Origin of the sequence: Kitasatospora sp. NPDC089913 (assembly GCF_044748625.1) — a bacterium.
Classification (GTDB): domain Bacteria; phylum Actinomycetota; class Actinomycetes; order Streptomycetales; family Streptomycetaceae; genus Kitasatospora.
This window is the reverse complement of sequence record NZ_JBIVGI010000011.1, coordinates 1-16,241: the sequence shown is the minus strand read 5'-3', so window position 1 is coordinate 16,241 and position 16,241 is coordinate 1. Positions and strand designations below refer to the sequence as shown.

Here is a 16,241-nt window from a genome sequence, read left to right as displayed (position 1 = left end):
CTCTTCGCCTTTTCCGCCCCGCGTCCCGAACGCCGCCGGTCGAACCCCGCATCGTGAATCTCCCTTCTTGAACCCCTCTTGTTGAACCTCTCTTGGAGCAATGGAGCATCCATGGACGCCATCTCCGTCATCAGGACCAAGCGCGACCGCGGAGAGCTGAGCGATGCTCAGATCGACTGGGTCATCGACGCCTACACCCGCGGGGAGGTCGCCGACGAGCAGATGTCCGCGCTGGCCATGGCCATCCTGCTGAACGGCATGAACCCGGGCGAGATCAGCCGCTGGACGGACGCGATGATCCGTTCCGGCGTCCGGATGGACTTCTCCTCGCTGGCGCAGCCCACCAGTGACAAGCACTCCACCGGCGGCGTCGGCGACAAGATCACCCTGCCGCTCGCCCCGCTGGTCGCCGCCTGCGGCGCCGCGGTGCCGCAGCTGTCCGGCCGCGGCCTCGGCCACACCGGCGGCACCCTCGACAAGCTGGAGTCCATCCCCGGCTGGCGCGCCCTGCTCTCCAACGAGGAGATGCTCCAGGTGCTGCGGGACACCGGCGCGGTCATCTGCGCGGCCGGCGACGGCCTCGCCCCGGCGGACAAGAAGCTGTACGCCCTGCGCGACGTCACCGGCACCGTCGAGGCGATCCCGCTGATCGCCTCCTCGATCATGTCCAAGAAGATCGCCGAGGGCACCGGCGCGCTCGTCCTGGACGTCAAGGTCGGCTCCGGCGCGTTCATGAAGAACCTCGACGACGCCCGCGAGCTGGCCCGCACCATGGTCGGCCTCGGCACCACCGCCGGCGTCAACACGGTGGCCCTGCTCACCGACATGTCGACGCCGCTCGGCCTCACCGCGGGCAACGCGCTGGAGGTCCGCGAGTCGGTCGAGGTGCTGGCCGGCGGCGGCCCCGCCGACGTCGTCGAACTGACCCTGGCACTGGCCCGCGAGATGCTCGCCGCCGCGGGCGTGCACGGCAAGGACCCGGCCGACGCGCTGCGGGACGGCTCCGCGATGGACCACTGGCGCCGCATGATCGCCGCCCAGGGCGGCGACGTGGACGCCCCGCTGCCGGTCGCCCGCGAGCAGCACGTGATCCCGGCCCCGGCCTCCGGTGTGCTCACCACCCTGGACGCCTACGCCGTGGGTGTCAGCGCCTGGCGCCTCGGTGCCGGCCGCGCCCGCAAGGAGGACCCGGTGCAGGCCGGCGCCGGCGTCGAGATGCACGCCAAGCCGGGCGACACCGTGGTGGCCGGCCAGCCGCTGCTGACCCTGCACACCGACACCCCGGAGCGCTTCGAGTACGCGATCGAGGCCCTCGCCGGTGGCATCGAGGTCTCCCCGGCCGGTACCGCGTTCACCCCGAACCCGATCGTGCTGGACCGGATCGCCTGACGGACGGACGGCCGGTCTGCTCACGTACGCCCGGTCAGGCGTACGTGAGCAGACCGCCGGTGTCGAGGGTCCACGGGCCGACGGTGATCGTGTCACCGAAGGCGAACTCCTTGCGCCTGGTGTAGCCGGGCTCGTCGTGCACGATGCCGGTGCCCTTGCGCGGGTCGACGAGCAGGTAGAGCGGGATGCCCATGGCCGCGTAGTCGCGGACCTTGGCGTGGTAGTCGTTGTCGGGGTTGGACTTCGAGACGATCTCGACGACCAGCAGGACCTCGTGCGGCAGGAGCGCGGGTTGGTCGCTCTCCAAAGCCTTTTCGGAGAACACCATCAGGTCGGGATTGCGAAGGCGTCCCAGGCCGACGTCCTCCAGATCGGCGCCCGGATGTGCGACGTGGCCGGGGTGGGTCAGCGGTACCTGGGCGTTGAGCTGCCGGGCGATGCGGAGCACGGCGAGTTCGTGCTTCCTCACCGGCGACATCATCATGACGATCTCGCCGTCCGCGATCTCGATCTTCCCTATCCCGGGAATCTGCGGCAGCTGATCGGCGATCTCGCGCAACCGGGCGTACACGGCAGGATCGATGCTCATGTTCCGGAGTCTAGTGACGGCCGACGACAGCCGCGCCCGTCCCGGGCGGCCGCCCGGGTCAACCGCACCCCACGGTCGGAGACGTCCGACCCCACCCCCATAATTCTCACCAATGCTCCGCAGACACTCCATCGGGTCGGGCACGGCCCACCAGGGTCGGGAACGGCCGCGGGTGTCGCGGCTTTGACGATTCTTGGGGGAGAAGTACACCGTGCGCATCCGTCACACGGCCGGTCTGAGCGCCGCCGTGGTCTCCGTCGTGGTGGGCCTGCCGCTGCCCGCGACGGCGGCCGAACCGGCCGCCGTCCTGTACGTCCAGGGCTCCGACGGCGCCTGCACGAACAGCGGTCCGGGCACCCGGGCCCAGCCGTTCTGCACCGTCCAGGCCGCCGCCGACCAGGCGCTGCCGGGCCAGACCGTGGAGGTCGCCCCGGGCACCTACGCCGAGGACCTGGTCGTCAAGCGCTCCGGCGAGCCCGGCAGGCCGATCACCTTCCGCGGGGGCGGCAGTCTCCTCGAGCGGAAGTCCTTCCCGGTCATCAGCAGTGCGCAGAAGCAGCCGGTGAAGATGTCCGGCCGGCACGACATCGTGTTCTCCGGCTTCAACCTGACCCACTTCGAACTCGACGCCGTCAGCCGGGTCGAGCTCTCCGGCAACTGGATCCAGCAGCCGAACGGCGGCATCTTCCGGCCCGCCGTGAGCATCACCGGTGCCAGCGACGGCGTCCGGGTCGAGCGCTCGCTCGTCAGCCTGCCCCACGGCGGCGTGAAGGTCGGTCCGGGTGCGACCGGGACGGTGATCGCCGGCAACGACTTCAGCTCCACCTTCGGGTCGGCCGTGTCGGTGACCGACGCGCCGAACACGGTCATCACCCACAACACCGTGCGCTACCAGTGGAGCGTGTCGACCGCGATCGACCTGGCCGGCGCGTCCCACCACGCGACGATCACCAACAACGTCGCCGACATGTCCGTCGTCCAGGTCTCGGCCGGCTCGACCGAGGGCACCGTCCTCGACCACAACACCGTCGAGTCGCCCTCTCCCGGTTACACCCCGGTCTACAAGTGGGGCGGCACCGACTACCTGGATGCCCCGCAGCTGAAGGCCGCGACCGGCCAGGGCGCCCACGACCTGAACCCGTACTCGATGAGCTTCGACTTCGACCAGTTCCCGTTCTCGGTGCCGACGGCCCTGCTCGACACCTGGCAGCCCGGCATCGTGGTCGACTCCGCCGGTCCCGACGTGCCCGGAACCCCGGCCGTCGACCTGTTCGGCCACCGCCCGGTCGACCACCCCGGCGCCCCCGACGCCGGCCCGAGCGGGGCGTTCCGCGACCGCGGCGCCTACGAGGTCGTCGGCTCCTTCAAGGCCGACCTCACGGTGACCCCGGACAGCGACTCCGACCCGCTGGCCGTCCGGATCGACGCCAACCCCGTCATGCCGACGCGGATCGCCGACTACTCCTACGACTTCGGCGACGGCACCACGGCCTCCGGGCCCGACCGCCCCGTCGAGCGCCACGTGTACGCCAAGCCCGGCGACTACACGGTGAAGCTCACGGCCACCGACGAGCTCGGTGCCACCCTGACGCGCCAGAAGTGGTTCAGCGTCGCCTACACCCCGGCCGGCTACACCGCGATCGCGCCGACCCGTGTCCTGGACACCCGTGAGGCCGGCAGCCGCTACCCGCGGCTCGGCGCCGGCGAGACCATCGACCTGGACGTCCGCAAGCCCGGCTCCGCCACCCTGGTGCCCGCGGGTGCCACCGCCGTCGTGCTCAACCTGACCGCGACCGAGGGCACCGCCGACAGCCACCTGGACGTCTACCCGTCCGCCGCCGCCCGGCCGACCACCTCGAACGTGAACTTCGGCCCCGGCCAGGACGTCGCCAACCTGGTGACCGTCCCGATCGGCCCGGACGGCAAGGTCGTGGTGCGCAACAACTCGGGCACCGTGCACGCCGTCGCCGACGTCCTCGGCTACTTCACGGCCGCCGCCCCGGACCGCTTCACCTCCCTCGCCCCGGCCCGGCTGCTCGACACCCGCTCCGACGGCACCCCGCTGACCGGCGGCACCCCCCGACGCCTCCAGATCGCCGGCACCGGCGGCGTCCCGGCGGGCGCCACCTCCGCGGTGCTCAACGTCACCGCCACCGAGTCCGCCTCGGCCGGCTTCGTCGCCGTCTATCCCGGCGGCACGGCCCGCCCCGCGGCCGGCTCCAACCTCAACACCGCCCCCGGCCGGAACATCGCCAACCAGGTCGTCGTCCCGCTCGGCGCCGACGGCAGCGTCGAGCTGTTCACCAACGCCGAGAGCTCCCACCTCGTGGTGGACGTCTCCGGCTACTACAGCCCGGACGGCAAGGGCCTGTTCACCCCGGTCACCCCGACCCGCCTGCTGGACTCGCGGGGCAACGTCACCTTCGCGCCGTTCACCAGCCAGCGGGTCTGGCGCGTGCCCACCGGCGCGAGCGCCGCGGTGGTCAACCTGACCGCGACCGGCACCCTCGGTGCCACCCACCTCACCGCGTGGGCCACCGGGACGGCCAAGCCCGACACCAGCAACCTCAACGCCACCCCCGGGACGGACGTCTCCAACCACGCCACCGTCCCGGTCAGCCCCGAGGGCACGTTCGAGCTCGCCAACCACGCCGGCACCACCGACGTGATCGCCGACCTCTTCGGCTACTACCGCAACCAGTAGCAGCGGCCCGGAGAACCGAAGAACGCCTGAGGCCCGGCTCCCCCCGTGGGAGGAGCCGGGCCTCAGGACGGCGTCACAGGTTCCCGGGTCGACGCGAGACCTTCTCGGGGGCGGCGGTGAGGGCGAACTCCAGGAACTCCTCCGGGGCCTCGCGGACCAGGTCGTGGCCGACCGGGAGGGTGTGGACGGTCCAGGCCGGGTCGTTGCGCAGACGGTCGACGGTGTCGAGGAACGGGGTGTCCTCGAAGCGCTCCGCGTGCAGGTAGACCCGGGGGACGTCCAGGGCGTCGGCGGCGCCGGAGAGCCGGACCGGCTGGAGCAGGGTCGCCAGCGGGTGCACCGTGGCGCGCGGGTCCAGGGCCGGGTTCAGGCCGACCAGGGTGCGCCCGCCGCCCGCCGCGGCGCCGGCCAGGTAGCGCCGCTTCCAGACGTCGTTGACGATGTCGTACGCGGACTCGCCGTCGCGCGGCACGAACGCGTCCGCGTACACCAGCCCGGCGATCCGCTCCGGGGCCCGGTCGGCGACGCCGGAGGCGACCATGCCGCCGTAGCTGTGCGGGACGAGGACGGCGTCGGTGATCCGTTCGGCCTCCAGCAGGCCGAGCACGTCCTGGATGTGCGTCTCCAGGTCGACGGCCAGGGTGTTGAGGTGGCCGCGCTCGCTCACCCCGGTCAGCGTCACCGGGTGGACCTCGTGTCCGGCGGCCCGCAGGCCCTCGGTGATCGGCCGGTACCACCAACCGCCGTGCAGGACACCGGGGATGAGGACGAAGGTGGCCATGGTGGTTCCTCTGCTCGCGCTGTGCCGGTCGGGACGCGGCCGAAACTACGGCGGATACCTGACAGCGAGTGTCAGGTATCCGCCGCGTGCGAACGGAAACGGGCCCTCAGGGGCGACCGAAGATGTCGTGGGTGCCGATCCGGCGCCACACGATGTGGGGCTCGCCCTCCTGGACCGGGGTGCCGTAGCTGAAGGTGGCCCTGCCGTTGGGTGCCCAGGTCAGCTCCCAGATATCGGGGTGGCCCTGCATCTTCTTGACCCGCAGCCCGCGCCGGAAGCCTTGTCCGGTCCGGAGGTCGGTGACGAACTGGGCGACCGAGAGCAGGAACGCGGCCTTCTGGTCCGGCGTGAGGTTTTTCCAGTCCCGGAGGAAATGGGCCAGGGACTCATACGTCGGCACGGCGCTTGATCTCCCCCAGGTCCAGTCCCGCCTCATCGGCGAGTGACTGCAGGAACCCCTCGCCGTCCTGGAAGACCTCGCCGCGCTCTCCCTGGGCGAGGGCCTCGTCGACCTCGTTCTCCTTGTCCTGCCAGGACGGGCTCCAGAACCACGCCTGGTCGTCCGGGACGACGGAGGCCGGGGTCAGGACGATGCGGCCGTCCTCCACCGCGACCACGAGTTGGTCGCCCTCCTGAAGGTCCAACTGTTCCCGTATCTCCTGGGGGATGGTGACCACGCCCTTCTTCCGCACGGGCGTGGACACAAGGTGGGGGCGACGGCGGCGCTTGAGGTCTGCCATGAGGAAAGTCTACTGGGCCGAAAGTCTGCTTGGCAGCCCTTCGGTTCGGCGGGCGCCGGCGTGGGCCCGGTGGGTGGCGTAGAGGGTGACGCCCGCGGCCAGGGCCATCGCGGTCAGACCGACGGTGGCGGCGCCGGGCCAGCCGGTCGCGTGGTAGGCGTCGGCGCCGATCGTGCCGCCGAGGCTGTTGCCCAGGTAGTAGGCGATCAGATAGAGCGCGGAGGCCTGGGCGCGGCCCTCGGTGGCGGTGCGCCCGACGGCCGAGGAGGCGGTGGCGTGCCCGGCGAAGAAGCCGGCGGTGATCAGCACCAGTCCGAGCAGCGCCAGGAACAGCGAGTCGGCGAGGGAGAGCAGCAGCCCGAGCGTGGTGGTGCCGATCGCGACGTACAGCGCGCCGCGGCGGCCGAGCCGGCCGGCCAGGCGTCCCGCCGCGGCCGAGGTGGCGGTGCCGACCAGGTAGACCACGAAGATCGAGGCGGCGACGGACTCCGGCAGGTGGAAGGGCGCGGCGATCAGCCGGTAGCCGACCGTGTTGTAGACGGCGCCGAAGACGGCCATGAACAGCAGCCCCAGCGCGTACAACCGCAGCAGCAGCGGGTCGCGCAGGTGGCGGCCGACGGTGCGGGCCAGGGCGCGGGGGTCCACCGGGGCCGGGGTGAAGTGCCGGGCGGCGGGGATCAGCAGCCGGAACGCCAGCACGGCCAGCAGGGCGAGGACGGCGGAGGCCGCGAGCCCCCAGCGCCAGCCGAATCCGGCCGCGACCCAGCCGGAGACCAGCCGTCCGCCCATGCCGCCGATGCTGTTGCCCGCGACGTACAGCCCCATCGCCGAGGCCAGCGCGGAGGGGTGGACCTCCTCGGCGAGGTAGGCCATCGCGGTGGCCGGCAGTCCGGCGAGCGCGGCGCCCTGGAGGCCGCGCAGGACGACCAGGGTGGTGAGGTCCGGCGCGAACGGCAGGGCGAGGGCGAGGGCGGCGGCGGCCAGGGTGGAGGCCGTCATCACGGCGGTGCGGCCGTAGCGGTCGGAGAGCGCGCTCGCGGGGAGCAGGCCGAGGGCGAGACCGAGGGTGGCGACGGACGCCGTCCAGCTGGCCTGCCCGGGGGTGAGGCCGAGGTCGTCCGAGAGGACCGGCAGCAGGCCCTGGGTGGAGTAGAGGAGGACGAAGGTCGCGATTCCGGCGGCGAACAGGGCCAGGTTGGCGCGGCGGAAGGAGCGCTGGCCGGGGCGGTGGCGGTCGTCCGGACGGATTCCGGCCGCGCGTCGGCTGTCCGGACGGTGGCGGTCGTCCGGGCGGGGGGTCGGCCGGGCGAGGGCGTCCGAGGTGGCCACGGACGCCCCGGTACTGGAGGGCTGCATGACGTCGAAGGTAGAACCGCCGCACTGATGCGTCCAATGCATGATCGGGCAATAATCCATACCTGGACGCATGAGTCCAGCTCACGGACGAGGGACGGGGCAGTCTGATGACCGGTGTGACCGAGCCGACCCTTCCGGCGGAGCTGGGGCCCGGGCTCCCGGCCGTCCAACTGGCACCGAGGCTCGCCCAGTTCGCGGCCGTAGCGCGGCTGGAGCACGTGACGCGGGCGGCGGAGCTGCTGGGCGTGCCGCAGCCCACGCTGTCCCGGGCGGTGGCCCGGCTGGAGGCCGAACTGGGTGTCGACCTGCTGGCCCGTCAGGGCCGCACGGTCCGGCTGACCCGGGCGGGCCGGCTGCTGCTGGCCTCGGTGGAACGGGCACTGGCCGAGATCGAGCGGGGCGCCGAGGCGGCGCGGGCGGAGGCCGACCCGCAGACCGGCCGGGTGGCGTTCGGCTTCCTGCACACCATGGGGACGGACACCGTGCCGGCCCTGCTGCGGGACTTCCGGCGGGCGTACCCGCAGGTCAGGTTCCAGCTGGTGCAGGACTACGTGGGCGCGATGCTGGACCGGCTGCGCGCGGGGGAGCTGGACCTCTGCCTGGTCTCGCCGCTGCCGGACGACGATCCGGCGCTGGTGGCCCGCAGGCTGGACGAGCAGCGGCTGTACCTGGCCGTCCCGGCGGACCACCGGCTGGCCGGGCGGCGCCGGATCCGGCTGGCGGAGGTGGCCGAGGAGCCGTTCGTCGGGCTGGAGCGCGGGTACGGGATGCGGGCGATCACCGACGGGTTCTGCGCGGAGGCCGGGTTCGTGCCGCGGCTCGCCTTCGAGGGGGAGGAGACGGAGACCCTGCGCGGGCTGGTCGCGGCGGGGCTGGGCGTGGCACTGCTGCCGCCGGCGCTGGTGCCGCGGCCGGGGGTGGTGGAGCTGGAGGTGACGGCGCCGCGCACCCGGCGGGTGATCGGGCTGGCCTGGGCGCCGGGGCGGCCGGTGACCCCACCGGTGGCGGCGTTCCGGGACTTCGTGCTGTCGCGGCGCGGGCGGCTGCTGGCGCACGACTGAGCGGGGCGGGGCGGGGCGGGTCGGGCGCGGGTCGGGGCGGTGGCCTGTGGGCGGTCGGGCGGTCGGGCGGTCGGGCGCTGGGCGGTCGGGCGGTGGTGCCGGGCCGTCCGGGTGGGTGTCCTGCGGGCAGATGACCCGAATCGTCCGTTCGGTGGAATTCCCGGTGGACATTGGACGATTCGGCCCTGTGAACGGTGGCCTGTCTACGCGCGTAGGAGCTACACTCCCGCAATGGAGAAGCAGATCCCCGTCACCACCGCGGGCACCGGCCCCCGGATTCCCACCCCCGACCAGATCGCCCGCGCCCCGAAGGTGCTCCTGCACGACCACCTCGACGGCGGCCTGCGCCCCGAGACCGTGGTCGAGCTGGCCGCCGCCGTCGGCTACGAGGGCCTCCCCACCACCGACGCCAAGGAGCTCGGCGAGTGGTTCCGCGAGGCCGCGGACTCCGGCTCGCTGGTCCGCTACCTGGAGACCTTCGCCCACACCTGCGCCGTGATGCAGACCCGTGAGGCGCTGATCAAGGTCGCCGCCGACTGCGCCGAGGATCTCGCCGCCGACGGCGTCGTCTACGCCGAGGTCCGCTACGCCCCCGAGCAGCACCTGGAGCGCGGCCTGACCCTCGACGAGGTCGTCGAGGCCGTCCAGGAGGGCTTCCGCCTCGGCGAGGCCAACGCCCGCGCGGCCGGCCACCGGATCCGGATCGGCACCCTGATCACCGCGATGCGGCACGCCGCCCGCTCGCAGGAGATCGCCGAGCTCGCCAACCGCCACCGCGAGGGCGGCGTCGTCGGCTTCGACATCGCCGGTGCCGAGGCGGGTTACCCCCCCACCCGCCACCAGGCCGCCTTCGACTACCTCAAGGGCGAGAACAACCACTTCACCATCCACGCGGGCGAGGCCTTCGGCCTGCCGTCGATCTGGGAGGCCCTGCAGTGCTGCGGCGCCGACCGCCTCGGCCACGGCGTGCGGATCGTCGACGACATCACCGTCGAGGAGGACGGCACCGTCAAGCTGGGCCGCCTCGCCGCGTACGTGCGCGACAAGCGCATTCCGCTGGAGATGTGCCCCACCTCCAACCTCCAGACGGCCGCCGCCGCCTCGTACGCCGAGCACCCGATCGGGCTGCTCAGCCGGCTGAAGTTCCGGGTCACCGTGAACACCGACAACCGGCTCATGAGCGGCACCAGCATGAGCCGCGAGTTCGAGCACCTGGTGGAGGCCTTCGGCTACACGCTGGGCGACATGGAGTGGTTCACCGTGAACGCGATGAAGTCGGCGTTCCTGCCGTTCGACGAGCGGCTCGCGATGATCAACGACGTGATCAAGCCGGGCTACGCCGAGCTCAAGGCCGAGTGGCTGTTCAGCAACGGCGCCTGAGTCGTCGCTCGGTGGTCGGATGAACGACCTTTTCCGCCAAGGAAATTGGCGTTCATCCGACTACTCCCTCGAGTGGGTGAACCGCCGTTGATCCTCGTGCGATCCAATCACTACGGTGTGCCAGTCATTGCTGACCGGCTGTGGTGGACGGGCCCCCGTTGCGCCAGTCGCGCGGGTCGGCCACCGACGAGGACCCAAGGGGACTAACCAGATGAAGCAGGCCACTCTCAAGGCCGCCGGCACCGCCGCGCTCGGCATCGCCATCGCCGCGGTCGGCGCCGGCGCCGCGTCCGCCGCCCCTGCGGCCGCCACCGGTGGCCTCGGGCTCCCGACCTCCCTGCTGACCAACCCGGCGGCCACCGGCGCCGTCACCGACGCGGCGGGCAAGCTGCCGGTCGCCGACAAGGTCAGCGGCACCCTCGGCACCCTCGCGCCCAGCGCGGGCCAGGCCGCCGCTCCGGCCACCGCCAACCGGGCCGGTGTGCCGAGCGTTCCGGGCCTCGACAAGACCCCGATCGGCGGGCTCACCGGCATGCTTCCGGGCCTCGGCGGCTGATCCTGCCGCAAGGCTCCGAACGGCCGAAGGGGCCGCCCACTCCCGTCGAGGAGTGGGCGGCCCCTTCGGCCGTTCCGTGCTTGCCCCGGTGCTTTCCGGGCCCCGGGTGCTTTCCGGGCCCCGGTGAGGTGCACCGGGGCCCGGGGGTGCCGGGCCACGGTGTCACGCCTCCTGGGGGAGCAACAGCCAGAGCGCCAGGTAGATCAGGAACTGCGGGCCGGGCAGCAGGCAGGACACCAGGAAGATGATCCGGACGGTCCACGGGGTGAGTCCGAAGCGCTCCGCGATCCCGGCGCAGACGCCGGCGATGACGCGGTTGTGGCGGGGGCGGGCGAGGCGGCTCATGGTGAACTCCGTTGCTCTGGTGGCGCCGGTGACCGGTCCCTCCGGCTGGCGTACCTCCATGCTCCGTCCTCGGGCCGCCCGATTCCTCCGCCCGGAAGCCGATCCTGTCCCTGACCTGCGTCGCCGTTGGGCAGTAGTCGCTCTCGGGGTTCCGCTCAGGGGCGCCCCGGAGATTGACGGGGGCGGGGAAGGGGAACCGGCGCGTCTCGGCTACCCGCGCGGACGGAACGGGACGGTGACGTCCGAGACGTGATCGTTCGGTCCGGCGGTCATGAAGTTCGGGTAGTACACCTCCCGGTTGCCGCCGCAGCGCTCGTACCCCCGCTCGGCGACCCAGGCGCCGACCGCGTCGTGGACGGCCGCCATCGCCGCGAAGTCCCTTTTTGCGGCCGTCAGTTCTGTGTACGCCTCGCGGTGCGCCGGGTGGATCCTCACGGCGATCCGGCCTACCGGCTCGACGGTGTTCAGCGTCGGCGCGCACACTTCGACCGGGCCGTCGGAGTCCTCGTCCACGTGGCCGTGGAAGACGGCGAAGATCGGTCCGGACAGGCATGCGTCCGTCGACTCGAGGTGGGCGAGCAGTGACTCGCCGGCCTCGCCGATGAAGCCGACGAGTCCGGCGGCCGTCACACGGCGGCGCGGGCACAGCACCTTCTGCTCCGGCACCTCGCGCTCCGCGATCCGGTACATGGTGGAACCCCTTCCGGTCAGCACTGCCCGGGCGTAGCCCACCGCCTCCCGGCGGGCCGTGTGCGCGGACTCCTGCTCGCGCCAGTAGGCGTCGAGCAGCCGGGGCGGCTCGTCGCCGTCCGCGTCGAGCACAGCCGCGATCCGGGCCAGCGGCATGCCGACGGCGCGCAACAGCGCGATCCGGCGCGCCCGTTCGGCCTGGGCGAGGCCGTAGCGGCGGATCCCGGTGTGCGGGTCGACCCGGGTCGGCGCCAGCAGCCCCCGGTCCCCGTACAGGCGCAGCGCCTTGGGGCTGAGCCTGGTGCGGGTGGAGAGTTCCCCGATGGTGATCAAGTCCTCGTGCACGGAGCCAACTCTTGCCCCTGCCCCTGGGGCAGGGGCAACCCGCCCGGGGGTCGCGCGTGCGGCTGCTGCCCTTCCCGCTTCGCCCTTCCCGCTTCGCCTCTCCCGCTTCGCCTCTCCCGCTTCGCCTCGCCCTTCCCCTCCCGGCACTTCCTGCCCCGCACTTTGCAAAGTGCACTTTGCAAAGTGTTTCCACACTTTGCAAAGCCCGGGAGGGCTTTGCAAAGTGCCCCGGACCCGCCAGGTTCAGCGGTAGTACGGCTCGACGGCGGCCCGGACCTCCTCGAACAGTGCCGGGCCCTCCTGCGGTACGGGCGGGAGGCCGCTCCCCGGCCGGATCCCCAGCAACTGCTCGCCGGAGAGCGCGAACACGACCCGGCCGAGGCCGGCCTGCCGGAGCGCGGCCGCGCACATCGGGCAGGGCTCGCAACTGGTGTAGAGGGTCGTCCGGGAGGCCGTGGCGAGGTCCAGCTCCCGTCCGGCCCAGCGGGCGAGCTTCAGTTCGGGGTGCGCGGTGAGGTCCCGGTCGGTGCGCGTGGTGTTGCGCTCCTCGGCCAGCACGGTGCCGTCCGGGGCGGCCAGCAGCGAGCCGAACGGCGGGTCGCCGTGGGTGCGGGCTTCGACGGCGAGGGCGATGGCGCGGCGGAGCAGGGCGTGGTCGGCGGCGGTGAGCGTCATGAGGGCTGTTCCGTTCGGGTCGGTGCGAGGTGCAGCAGGTCTGCGACGGCGGCGAGGGCCTCCCGCGCCGGTGCCGGGTCGCGGGTCTGCTCCGGGTCGCCGTGGTAGGGGTCGAGGACGAGGGTGTCGGCGCCCAGCAGCCGGAGCCGGGCGAGGTCGGCGGAGATCTGCTCGATGCTGCCCTCGCCCGCGAGCCGCTGCGGTCCGGCGACCGGTGCGGGCGTGAGCCTGAGGGCGATCCGGGGCGCGAACGCCGGTGCAGGCAGGTCGTGTTCGTCCGCGTACGCCCGCAGCCGATGCGCGGCCTCGCACAGCCACGGTGTGGTGGGCCGCAGCGGGTGCCAGGCGTCGCCGAGGCGGACGGCACGGCGCAGGCCCGCGTCGCTGTTGCCGCCGACCCAGAGCGGGATGCGGCGGGTGCCGTAGTCGGCGCTGTCCGCCCAGGCGGCGCGCAGGCGGCGCAGGTGCTCGTCGGTGAGGCGGCCGCGCTGCTCGAAGGGAACGCCGAGGGCGGCGAACTCCTGCCGCGCCCAGCCGATTCCGACGCCGAGCACGAGGCGGTGACCGCTCAGCGCGTCGAGGTTGGCGGCCGTCCGGGCGGTGAGGAGCGGGTGGCGGTAGGGGGCGATGAGGACGGTGGTGCCGAGCCGGACCCGGTCGGTGTGGGCGGCGAGCCAGGCGAGGGTGGTGAACGGTTCGTAGAACGGGGCGGGGTAGCGCACGGCGACGTCGGGGGTGATGGCGACGTGGTCCGAGACCATCAGCAGGTCGAAGCCCAGGCCCTCGACGGTCCGGGCCCAGGTGAGCAGGGCCGCCGGGTCGGTGCCGGGGCCGAAGTTGGGGACGTTGACTCCGATCTTCACGCCCGAAAGCCTAGGTACGGAAGGCGGGTTGACTGAAGAGGCATCCACCGGTTCAGGGGTTGATCGGCCGTGGAATCACCGGCAATCTGGGCACATGACCGAGATTCTTGACGCGACGGACTGGGCGATCCTGGCCGAGCTCCAGGAGGACGGGCGGATCGCGTTCGCCGAGCTGGCGCGCAGGGTGAACCTGAGCGCGTCGGCCACGACGGAGCGGGTGCGGCGGCTGGAGACGGCGGGGGTGATCACGGGCTACCGGGCCGAGGTGGACCTGGAGCGGACCGGGTACCCGGTACTGGCGGTCGTCCGCCTCAAGTACCCCGGGCCGGCGGCACGGCACGAGCCGCTGCGGCGGCTGCTGGAGGAGCGTTCGGAGATCCTGGAGTGCCTGCGGACGACCGGCGACGACTGCTACTCGCTGAAGATCGCCACCACGTCGATGGGGCACCTGGAGGAGATCGTCGACGAGCTGGCGCAGTTCGGGAGTACGACGACCAACCTGGTCCTGAGCCGCCCCCTGGCCTTCCGCGGCCCGGCGGTGCCTCGCACGGTGGCGGCGGAGCAGTAGCAAGGCTGCAATGAGTGGAGCGGATCAGTGGTCGGGGCGGTTCTCCTCGTCCTCGCCGTGCACCTTCAGGGCGGTGATGACGCCCGTGACGACGGTGGCGAAGGCGAGGGCGAGGAGGACGGCGAAGGCGGCGCCGACGAGGAAGTTCACCGGGACCCGCCCTTTTCGCGCAGCAGGGCGAGCAGGTTGAGGAGAGTGGCGACGGAGGTGTCGCCGAAGTCGACGAGGAGGCGGCCGTCGATGGTGGTGCCGTTCACGGCGGCGGAACCCCACTGGATGCCGAAGGGCCTGCCCCGCTCGTGGAGTTCGCGGAGGAGGGCGGAGACCTCGGGCTCGGTGTAGGTGCGGAGGATCCTGTCGTGGGGCGCCAGGGGTTCGAGGCTCATGCGGCGGGCTCCAGTTCGAACCAGACGACCTTGCCGTGTTTGTTGCTGGTGGCACCGAAGCGATCGGTCAGCGCCTGGACGAGGTGAAGGCCCCTCCCGGACAGGGCGTAGAGATCGACGGGGGTGTGGGCTTCGGGGAGCACCGGACTGTCGTCGCACACGGAGACGCGCAGGACGCGGGGGCAGAGGGACACGATGACGTGCGGAGCCGGGGTCCCGGCATGCTTCCAGGCGTTCACGAACAGCTCGTGCAAGGCGAGTTCGGCGGTGTGGACGGTGTCCGGCGGCCAGTCGGCCGAGGTGAGGAGCTTGCGCAGTTCGTGACGGACGACGGACCAGTCGGGCGGAACATGGGCACGCATGGCGACCTCCGGAGTGCGGGGAGGATTGATTCATTGGCACGCAAGGCGTCTCTGACGCCCTGTCATGTGACTGGTGCAACACCGAGGCTAGGCCGACGGGTCATATTGTTACAACCAAAAGGGCAAGGTTGACCCGTGTGGGTGACGCCTGGCAGGTAGTGACGGCGCCAGCCGATGCGGAACACTGTGGGGCGAGGGAAGGAACCGCCGTGGGGCTCAGGGGAGAGATCAGTCAGCGGCAGCGCCGCTTCGGCGAGGAGTTGCAGCGCCTTCGCATGGCGGCGGGCCTGTCGGCTCCGGAGGCCGGCGCGCTGGTGGGCATGAGAAGCCCGGCCGTCAGTCACACGGAGGCGGGACGAACCGGCCTCAATCAGGAACGGCTGGGGATCTGGCTCGACGCCTACGGTTGTGAGGATCCTGTCTACCGGGCCAAGCTCGCGGACATGGGGCGGCGAACAGGCAAGGGTTGGTGGTCGGAGTTCGCCGATCGCGTGCCGTTGCTCACGCTCGACCTGGCCGAGACGGAGGACAGCGCGGCGCTGATCGACAACTACGAAACGTTCTACCTGCCCGGTCTCTTGCAGTTGCCCGCGTATGCCGAGGCGATCTTCGAAGGCGCTTACCGCGATCGGAGGTTCGATGCGGAGGCCGAGATCGAGTTCCGCATGAATCGGCAGCGCATCCTGAACGATCTGCCGCGACGGCAGTTCCGATTCGTCATTCACGAAACGGCTCTGCGCCTGCGCTTTCCCGGGGACGCGGTGATGAGGGCGCAGCTGGCGCACCTGCTCGAGGTGGCCGAGCTGCCCAATGTGACGATCCAGGTCCTGCCGTTCGCGGCGTTGAAGAAGCCTCCGCATACGGGCCAATTCCTGTTGCTGGACCCAGGGGCGGAGAATCTCTCCACCGTTGTTGTGGATCACCCGAGCCGCGTCGAGTATCTTGGCGACCGGCACTCGATCGTGACGTACCGCAGGACGTTCAATCAGCTGAGCGACCTCGCGTTGCCTCCGGTCGACACCGGCCGTTCGCCCCTCGCGCTCTCGTCTTCGCGCGACTCGTGCGGGCTCATCCGACATCTTCTCTACCTGCTCCAGACGTGAAGGGCGCCCGATGTCAGAAATCCGTTGGCAGAAGTCATCGTTCAGCGGCTCGAACGAGGGTGGCAGCTGCGTTGAACTCGCCACCGGTGGGCCGGGACTTCGTCATCTGAGAGAGTCCGACGACCCGGGTGTCGTCCTGGCCCTCGACGCAGAGAAGCTCCGTGCGCTCCTCCTCGCGGTCAAGGCCGGCGAGTTCGACCACCTCGCCTGATCGGTCCGGCCCCGGGAAGCACCATGAAGTGGGGGGGGGCGGGGCGACGGGGGGGGGCCCCCCCCACGCCCGGCCGACGGGGGGGGTGGCCCCCCCCGGGCCGCGGGGGGGGAGGCCCGCCCGGTTTGTGGGGGGCG

At 71.9% G+C, this 16,241-nt stretch carries 20 protein-coding genes; 8 read left to right on the top strand and 12 right to left on the bottom strand.

Annotated features, from left to right (window positions below; all coding sequences use genetic code 11):
* Positions 1-111 precede the first annotated feature (111 nt).
* Positions 112-1,389, top strand: a complete 1,278-nt coding sequence (locus tag ACIPYS_RS18440; RefSeq protein ID WP_093861788.1) for a thymidine phosphorylase — start codon at positions 112-114, stop codon at positions 1,387-1,389.
* 34 nt (positions 1,390-1,423) lie between these two features.
* Here the strand turns inward: ACIPYS_RS18440 and ACIPYS_RS18435 are convergent, their stop codons facing one another.
* Positions 1,424-1,978: a Uma2 family endonuclease gene (locus ACIPYS_RS18435; RefSeq protein ID WP_400747302.1), complete on the bottom strand. Its 555-nt coding sequence runs from the start codon at positions 1,976-1,978 to the stop codon at positions 1,424-1,426.
* A 211-nt stretch (positions 1,979-2,189) separates the two neighbouring features.
* Here ACIPYS_RS18435 and ACIPYS_RS18430 point away from each other — a divergent pair, with 211 nt between their 5' ends.
* Positions 2,190-4,682 carry a PKD domain-containing protein gene (locus ACIPYS_RS18430; protein ID WP_400747300.1) on the top strand — a complete coding sequence of 831 codons (2,493 nt, stop codon included), beginning with the start codon at positions 2,190-2,192 and terminating at the stop codon, positions 4,680-4,682.
* Between the two features lie 73 nt (positions 4,683-4,755).
* Here ACIPYS_RS18430 and ACIPYS_RS18425 read toward each other — a convergent pair whose 3' ends face one another.
* From ACIPYS_RS18425 to ACIPYS_RS18410, 4 genes are all read right to left on the bottom strand, one after another.
* Positions 4,756-5,463 (bottom strand): alpha/beta fold hydrolase, encoded by a 708-nt coding sequence (locus ACIPYS_RS18425; RefSeq protein WP_400747298.1) that lies wholly within the window; start codon positions 5,461-5,463, stop codon positions 4,756-4,758.
* 106 nt (positions 5,464-5,569) lie between these two features.
* On the bottom strand, positions 5,570-5,863 hold the full coding sequence (locus ACIPYS_RS18420; RefSeq protein ID WP_400747296.1) for a hypothetical protein: 294 nt from the start codon (positions 5,861-5,863) through the stop codon (positions 5,570-5,572).
* Positions 5,850-6,203 (bottom strand): AbrB/MazE/SpoVT family DNA-binding domain-containing protein, encoded by a 354-nt coding sequence (locus tag ACIPYS_RS18415; RefSeq protein WP_400747294.1) that lies wholly within the window; start codon positions 6,201-6,203, stop codon positions 5,850-5,852. The genes ACIPYS_RS18420 and ACIPYS_RS18415 overlap by 14 nt, the downstream gene beginning before the upstream one ends.
* Positions 6,204-6,212: 9 nt before the next feature.
* The gene (locus tag ACIPYS_RS18410) at positions 6,213-7,559 is read right to left on the bottom strand and encodes an MFS transporter (RefSeq protein ID WP_400747292.1); all 1,347 of its coding nucleotides are present in this window, start codon (positions 7,557-7,559) and stop codon (positions 6,213-6,215) included.
* Between the two features lie 107 nt (positions 7,560-7,666).
* Between ACIPYS_RS18410 and ACIPYS_RS18405 the strand changes: the two genes are divergently transcribed.
* The 3 genes from ACIPYS_RS18405 to ACIPYS_RS18395 all read left to right on the top strand — a co-directional run bounded on the left by ACIPYS_RS18405 (position 7,667) and on the right by ACIPYS_RS18395 (position 10,556).
* The gene (locus ACIPYS_RS18405) at positions 7,667-8,620 is read left to right on the top strand and encodes a LysR family transcriptional regulator (protein ID WP_093861793.1); all 954 of its coding nucleotides are present in this window, start codon (positions 7,667-7,669) and stop codon (positions 8,618-8,620) included.
* 231 nt (positions 8,621-8,851) lie between these two features.
* Positions 8,852-10,000, top strand: a complete 1,149-nt coding sequence (locus tag ACIPYS_RS18400; protein ID WP_093861794.1) for an adenosine deaminase — start codon at positions 8,852-8,854, stop codon at positions 9,998-10,000.
* A gap of 211 nt (positions 10,001-10,211) precedes the next feature.
* Positions 10,212-10,556, top strand: a complete 345-nt coding sequence (locus ACIPYS_RS18395) for an ATP-binding protein (RefSeq protein WP_197698615.1) — start codon at positions 10,212-10,214, stop codon at positions 10,554-10,556.
* Between the two features lie 162 nt (positions 10,557-10,718).
* On the opposite strand, the gene ACIPYS_RS18390 is transcribed toward ACIPYS_RS18395, so the two are convergent.
* From ACIPYS_RS18390 to ACIPYS_RS18375, 4 genes are all read right to left on the bottom strand, one after another.
* A complete protein-coding gene (locus ACIPYS_RS18390; RefSeq protein ID WP_030393399.1) occupies positions 10,719-10,901 on the bottom strand; it encodes a PspC domain-containing protein in 183 nt (60 codons plus the stop codon).
* A gap of 210 nt (positions 10,902-11,111) precedes the next feature.
* Positions 11,112-11,936, bottom strand: coding sequence for a MerR family transcriptional regulator (locus tag ACIPYS_RS18385; RefSeq protein WP_400747289.1), 825 nt, complete (start codon positions 11,934-11,936; stop codon positions 11,112-11,114).
* Positions 11,937-12,179: 243 nt separating this feature from the next.
* The gene (locus ACIPYS_RS18380; protein WP_400747287.1) at positions 12,180-12,611 is read right to left on the bottom strand and encodes a nucleoside deaminase; all 432 of its coding nucleotides are present in this window, start codon (positions 12,609-12,611) and stop codon (positions 12,180-12,182) included.
* Complete coding sequence (locus ACIPYS_RS18375) at positions 12,608-13,474, bottom strand: LLM class flavin-dependent oxidoreductase (protein ID WP_400747285.1); 867 nt, start codon at positions 13,472-13,474, stop codon at positions 12,608-12,610. The genes ACIPYS_RS18380 and ACIPYS_RS18375 overlap by 4 nt, the downstream gene beginning before the upstream one ends.
* Before the next feature lie 94 nt (positions 13,475-13,568).
* Here ACIPYS_RS18375 and ACIPYS_RS18370 point away from each other — a divergent pair, with 94 nt between their 5' ends.
* A complete protein-coding gene (locus ACIPYS_RS18370) occupies positions 13,569-14,042 on the top strand; it encodes an Lrp/AsnC family transcriptional regulator (RefSeq protein ID WP_093861798.1) in 474 nt (157 codons plus the stop codon).
* Between the two features lie 24 nt (positions 14,043-14,066).
* Here the strand turns inward: ACIPYS_RS18370 and ACIPYS_RS18365 are convergent, their stop codons facing one another.
* Genes ACIPYS_RS18365 through ACIPYS_RS18355 form a run of 3 tightly spaced genes read right to left on the bottom strand, consistent with a single transcriptional unit; the run spans position 14,067 to position 14,790 of the window.
* Entirely contained in the window at positions 14,067-14,192 is a 126-nt protein-coding gene (locus ACIPYS_RS18365; protein WP_400747282.1) for a hypothetical protein, read from the bottom strand.
* The gene (locus ACIPYS_RS18360) at positions 14,189-14,428 is read right to left on the bottom strand and encodes a hypothetical protein (RefSeq protein WP_400747280.1); all 240 of its coding nucleotides are present in this window, start codon (positions 14,426-14,428) and stop codon (positions 14,189-14,191) included. The genes ACIPYS_RS18365 and ACIPYS_RS18360 overlap by 4 nt, the downstream gene beginning before the upstream one ends.
* On the bottom strand, positions 14,425-14,790 hold the full coding sequence (locus ACIPYS_RS18355; protein ID WP_400747278.1) for an ATP-binding protein: 366 nt from the start codon (positions 14,788-14,790) through the stop codon (positions 14,425-14,427). The genes ACIPYS_RS18360 and ACIPYS_RS18355 overlap by 4 nt, the downstream gene beginning before the upstream one ends.
* A gap of 209 nt (positions 14,791-14,999) precedes the next feature.
* On the opposite strand from ACIPYS_RS18355, the gene ACIPYS_RS18350 reads away from it, so the two are divergent.
* Together ACIPYS_RS18350 and ACIPYS_RS18345 are read left to right on the top strand one after the other, a co-directional pair.
* The gene (locus ACIPYS_RS18350; protein WP_400747276.1) at positions 15,000-15,893 is read left to right on the top strand and encodes a helix-turn-helix domain-containing protein; all 894 of its coding nucleotides are present in this window, start codon (positions 15,000-15,002) and stop codon (positions 15,891-15,893) included.
* 10 nt (positions 15,894-15,903) lie between these two features.
* Positions 15,904-16,104 (top strand): DUF397 domain-containing protein, encoded by a 201-nt coding sequence (locus ACIPYS_RS18345; RefSeq protein ID WP_400747274.1) that lies wholly within the window; start codon positions 15,904-15,906, stop codon positions 16,102-16,104.
* Positions 16,105-16,241: the final 137 nt, after the last annotated feature.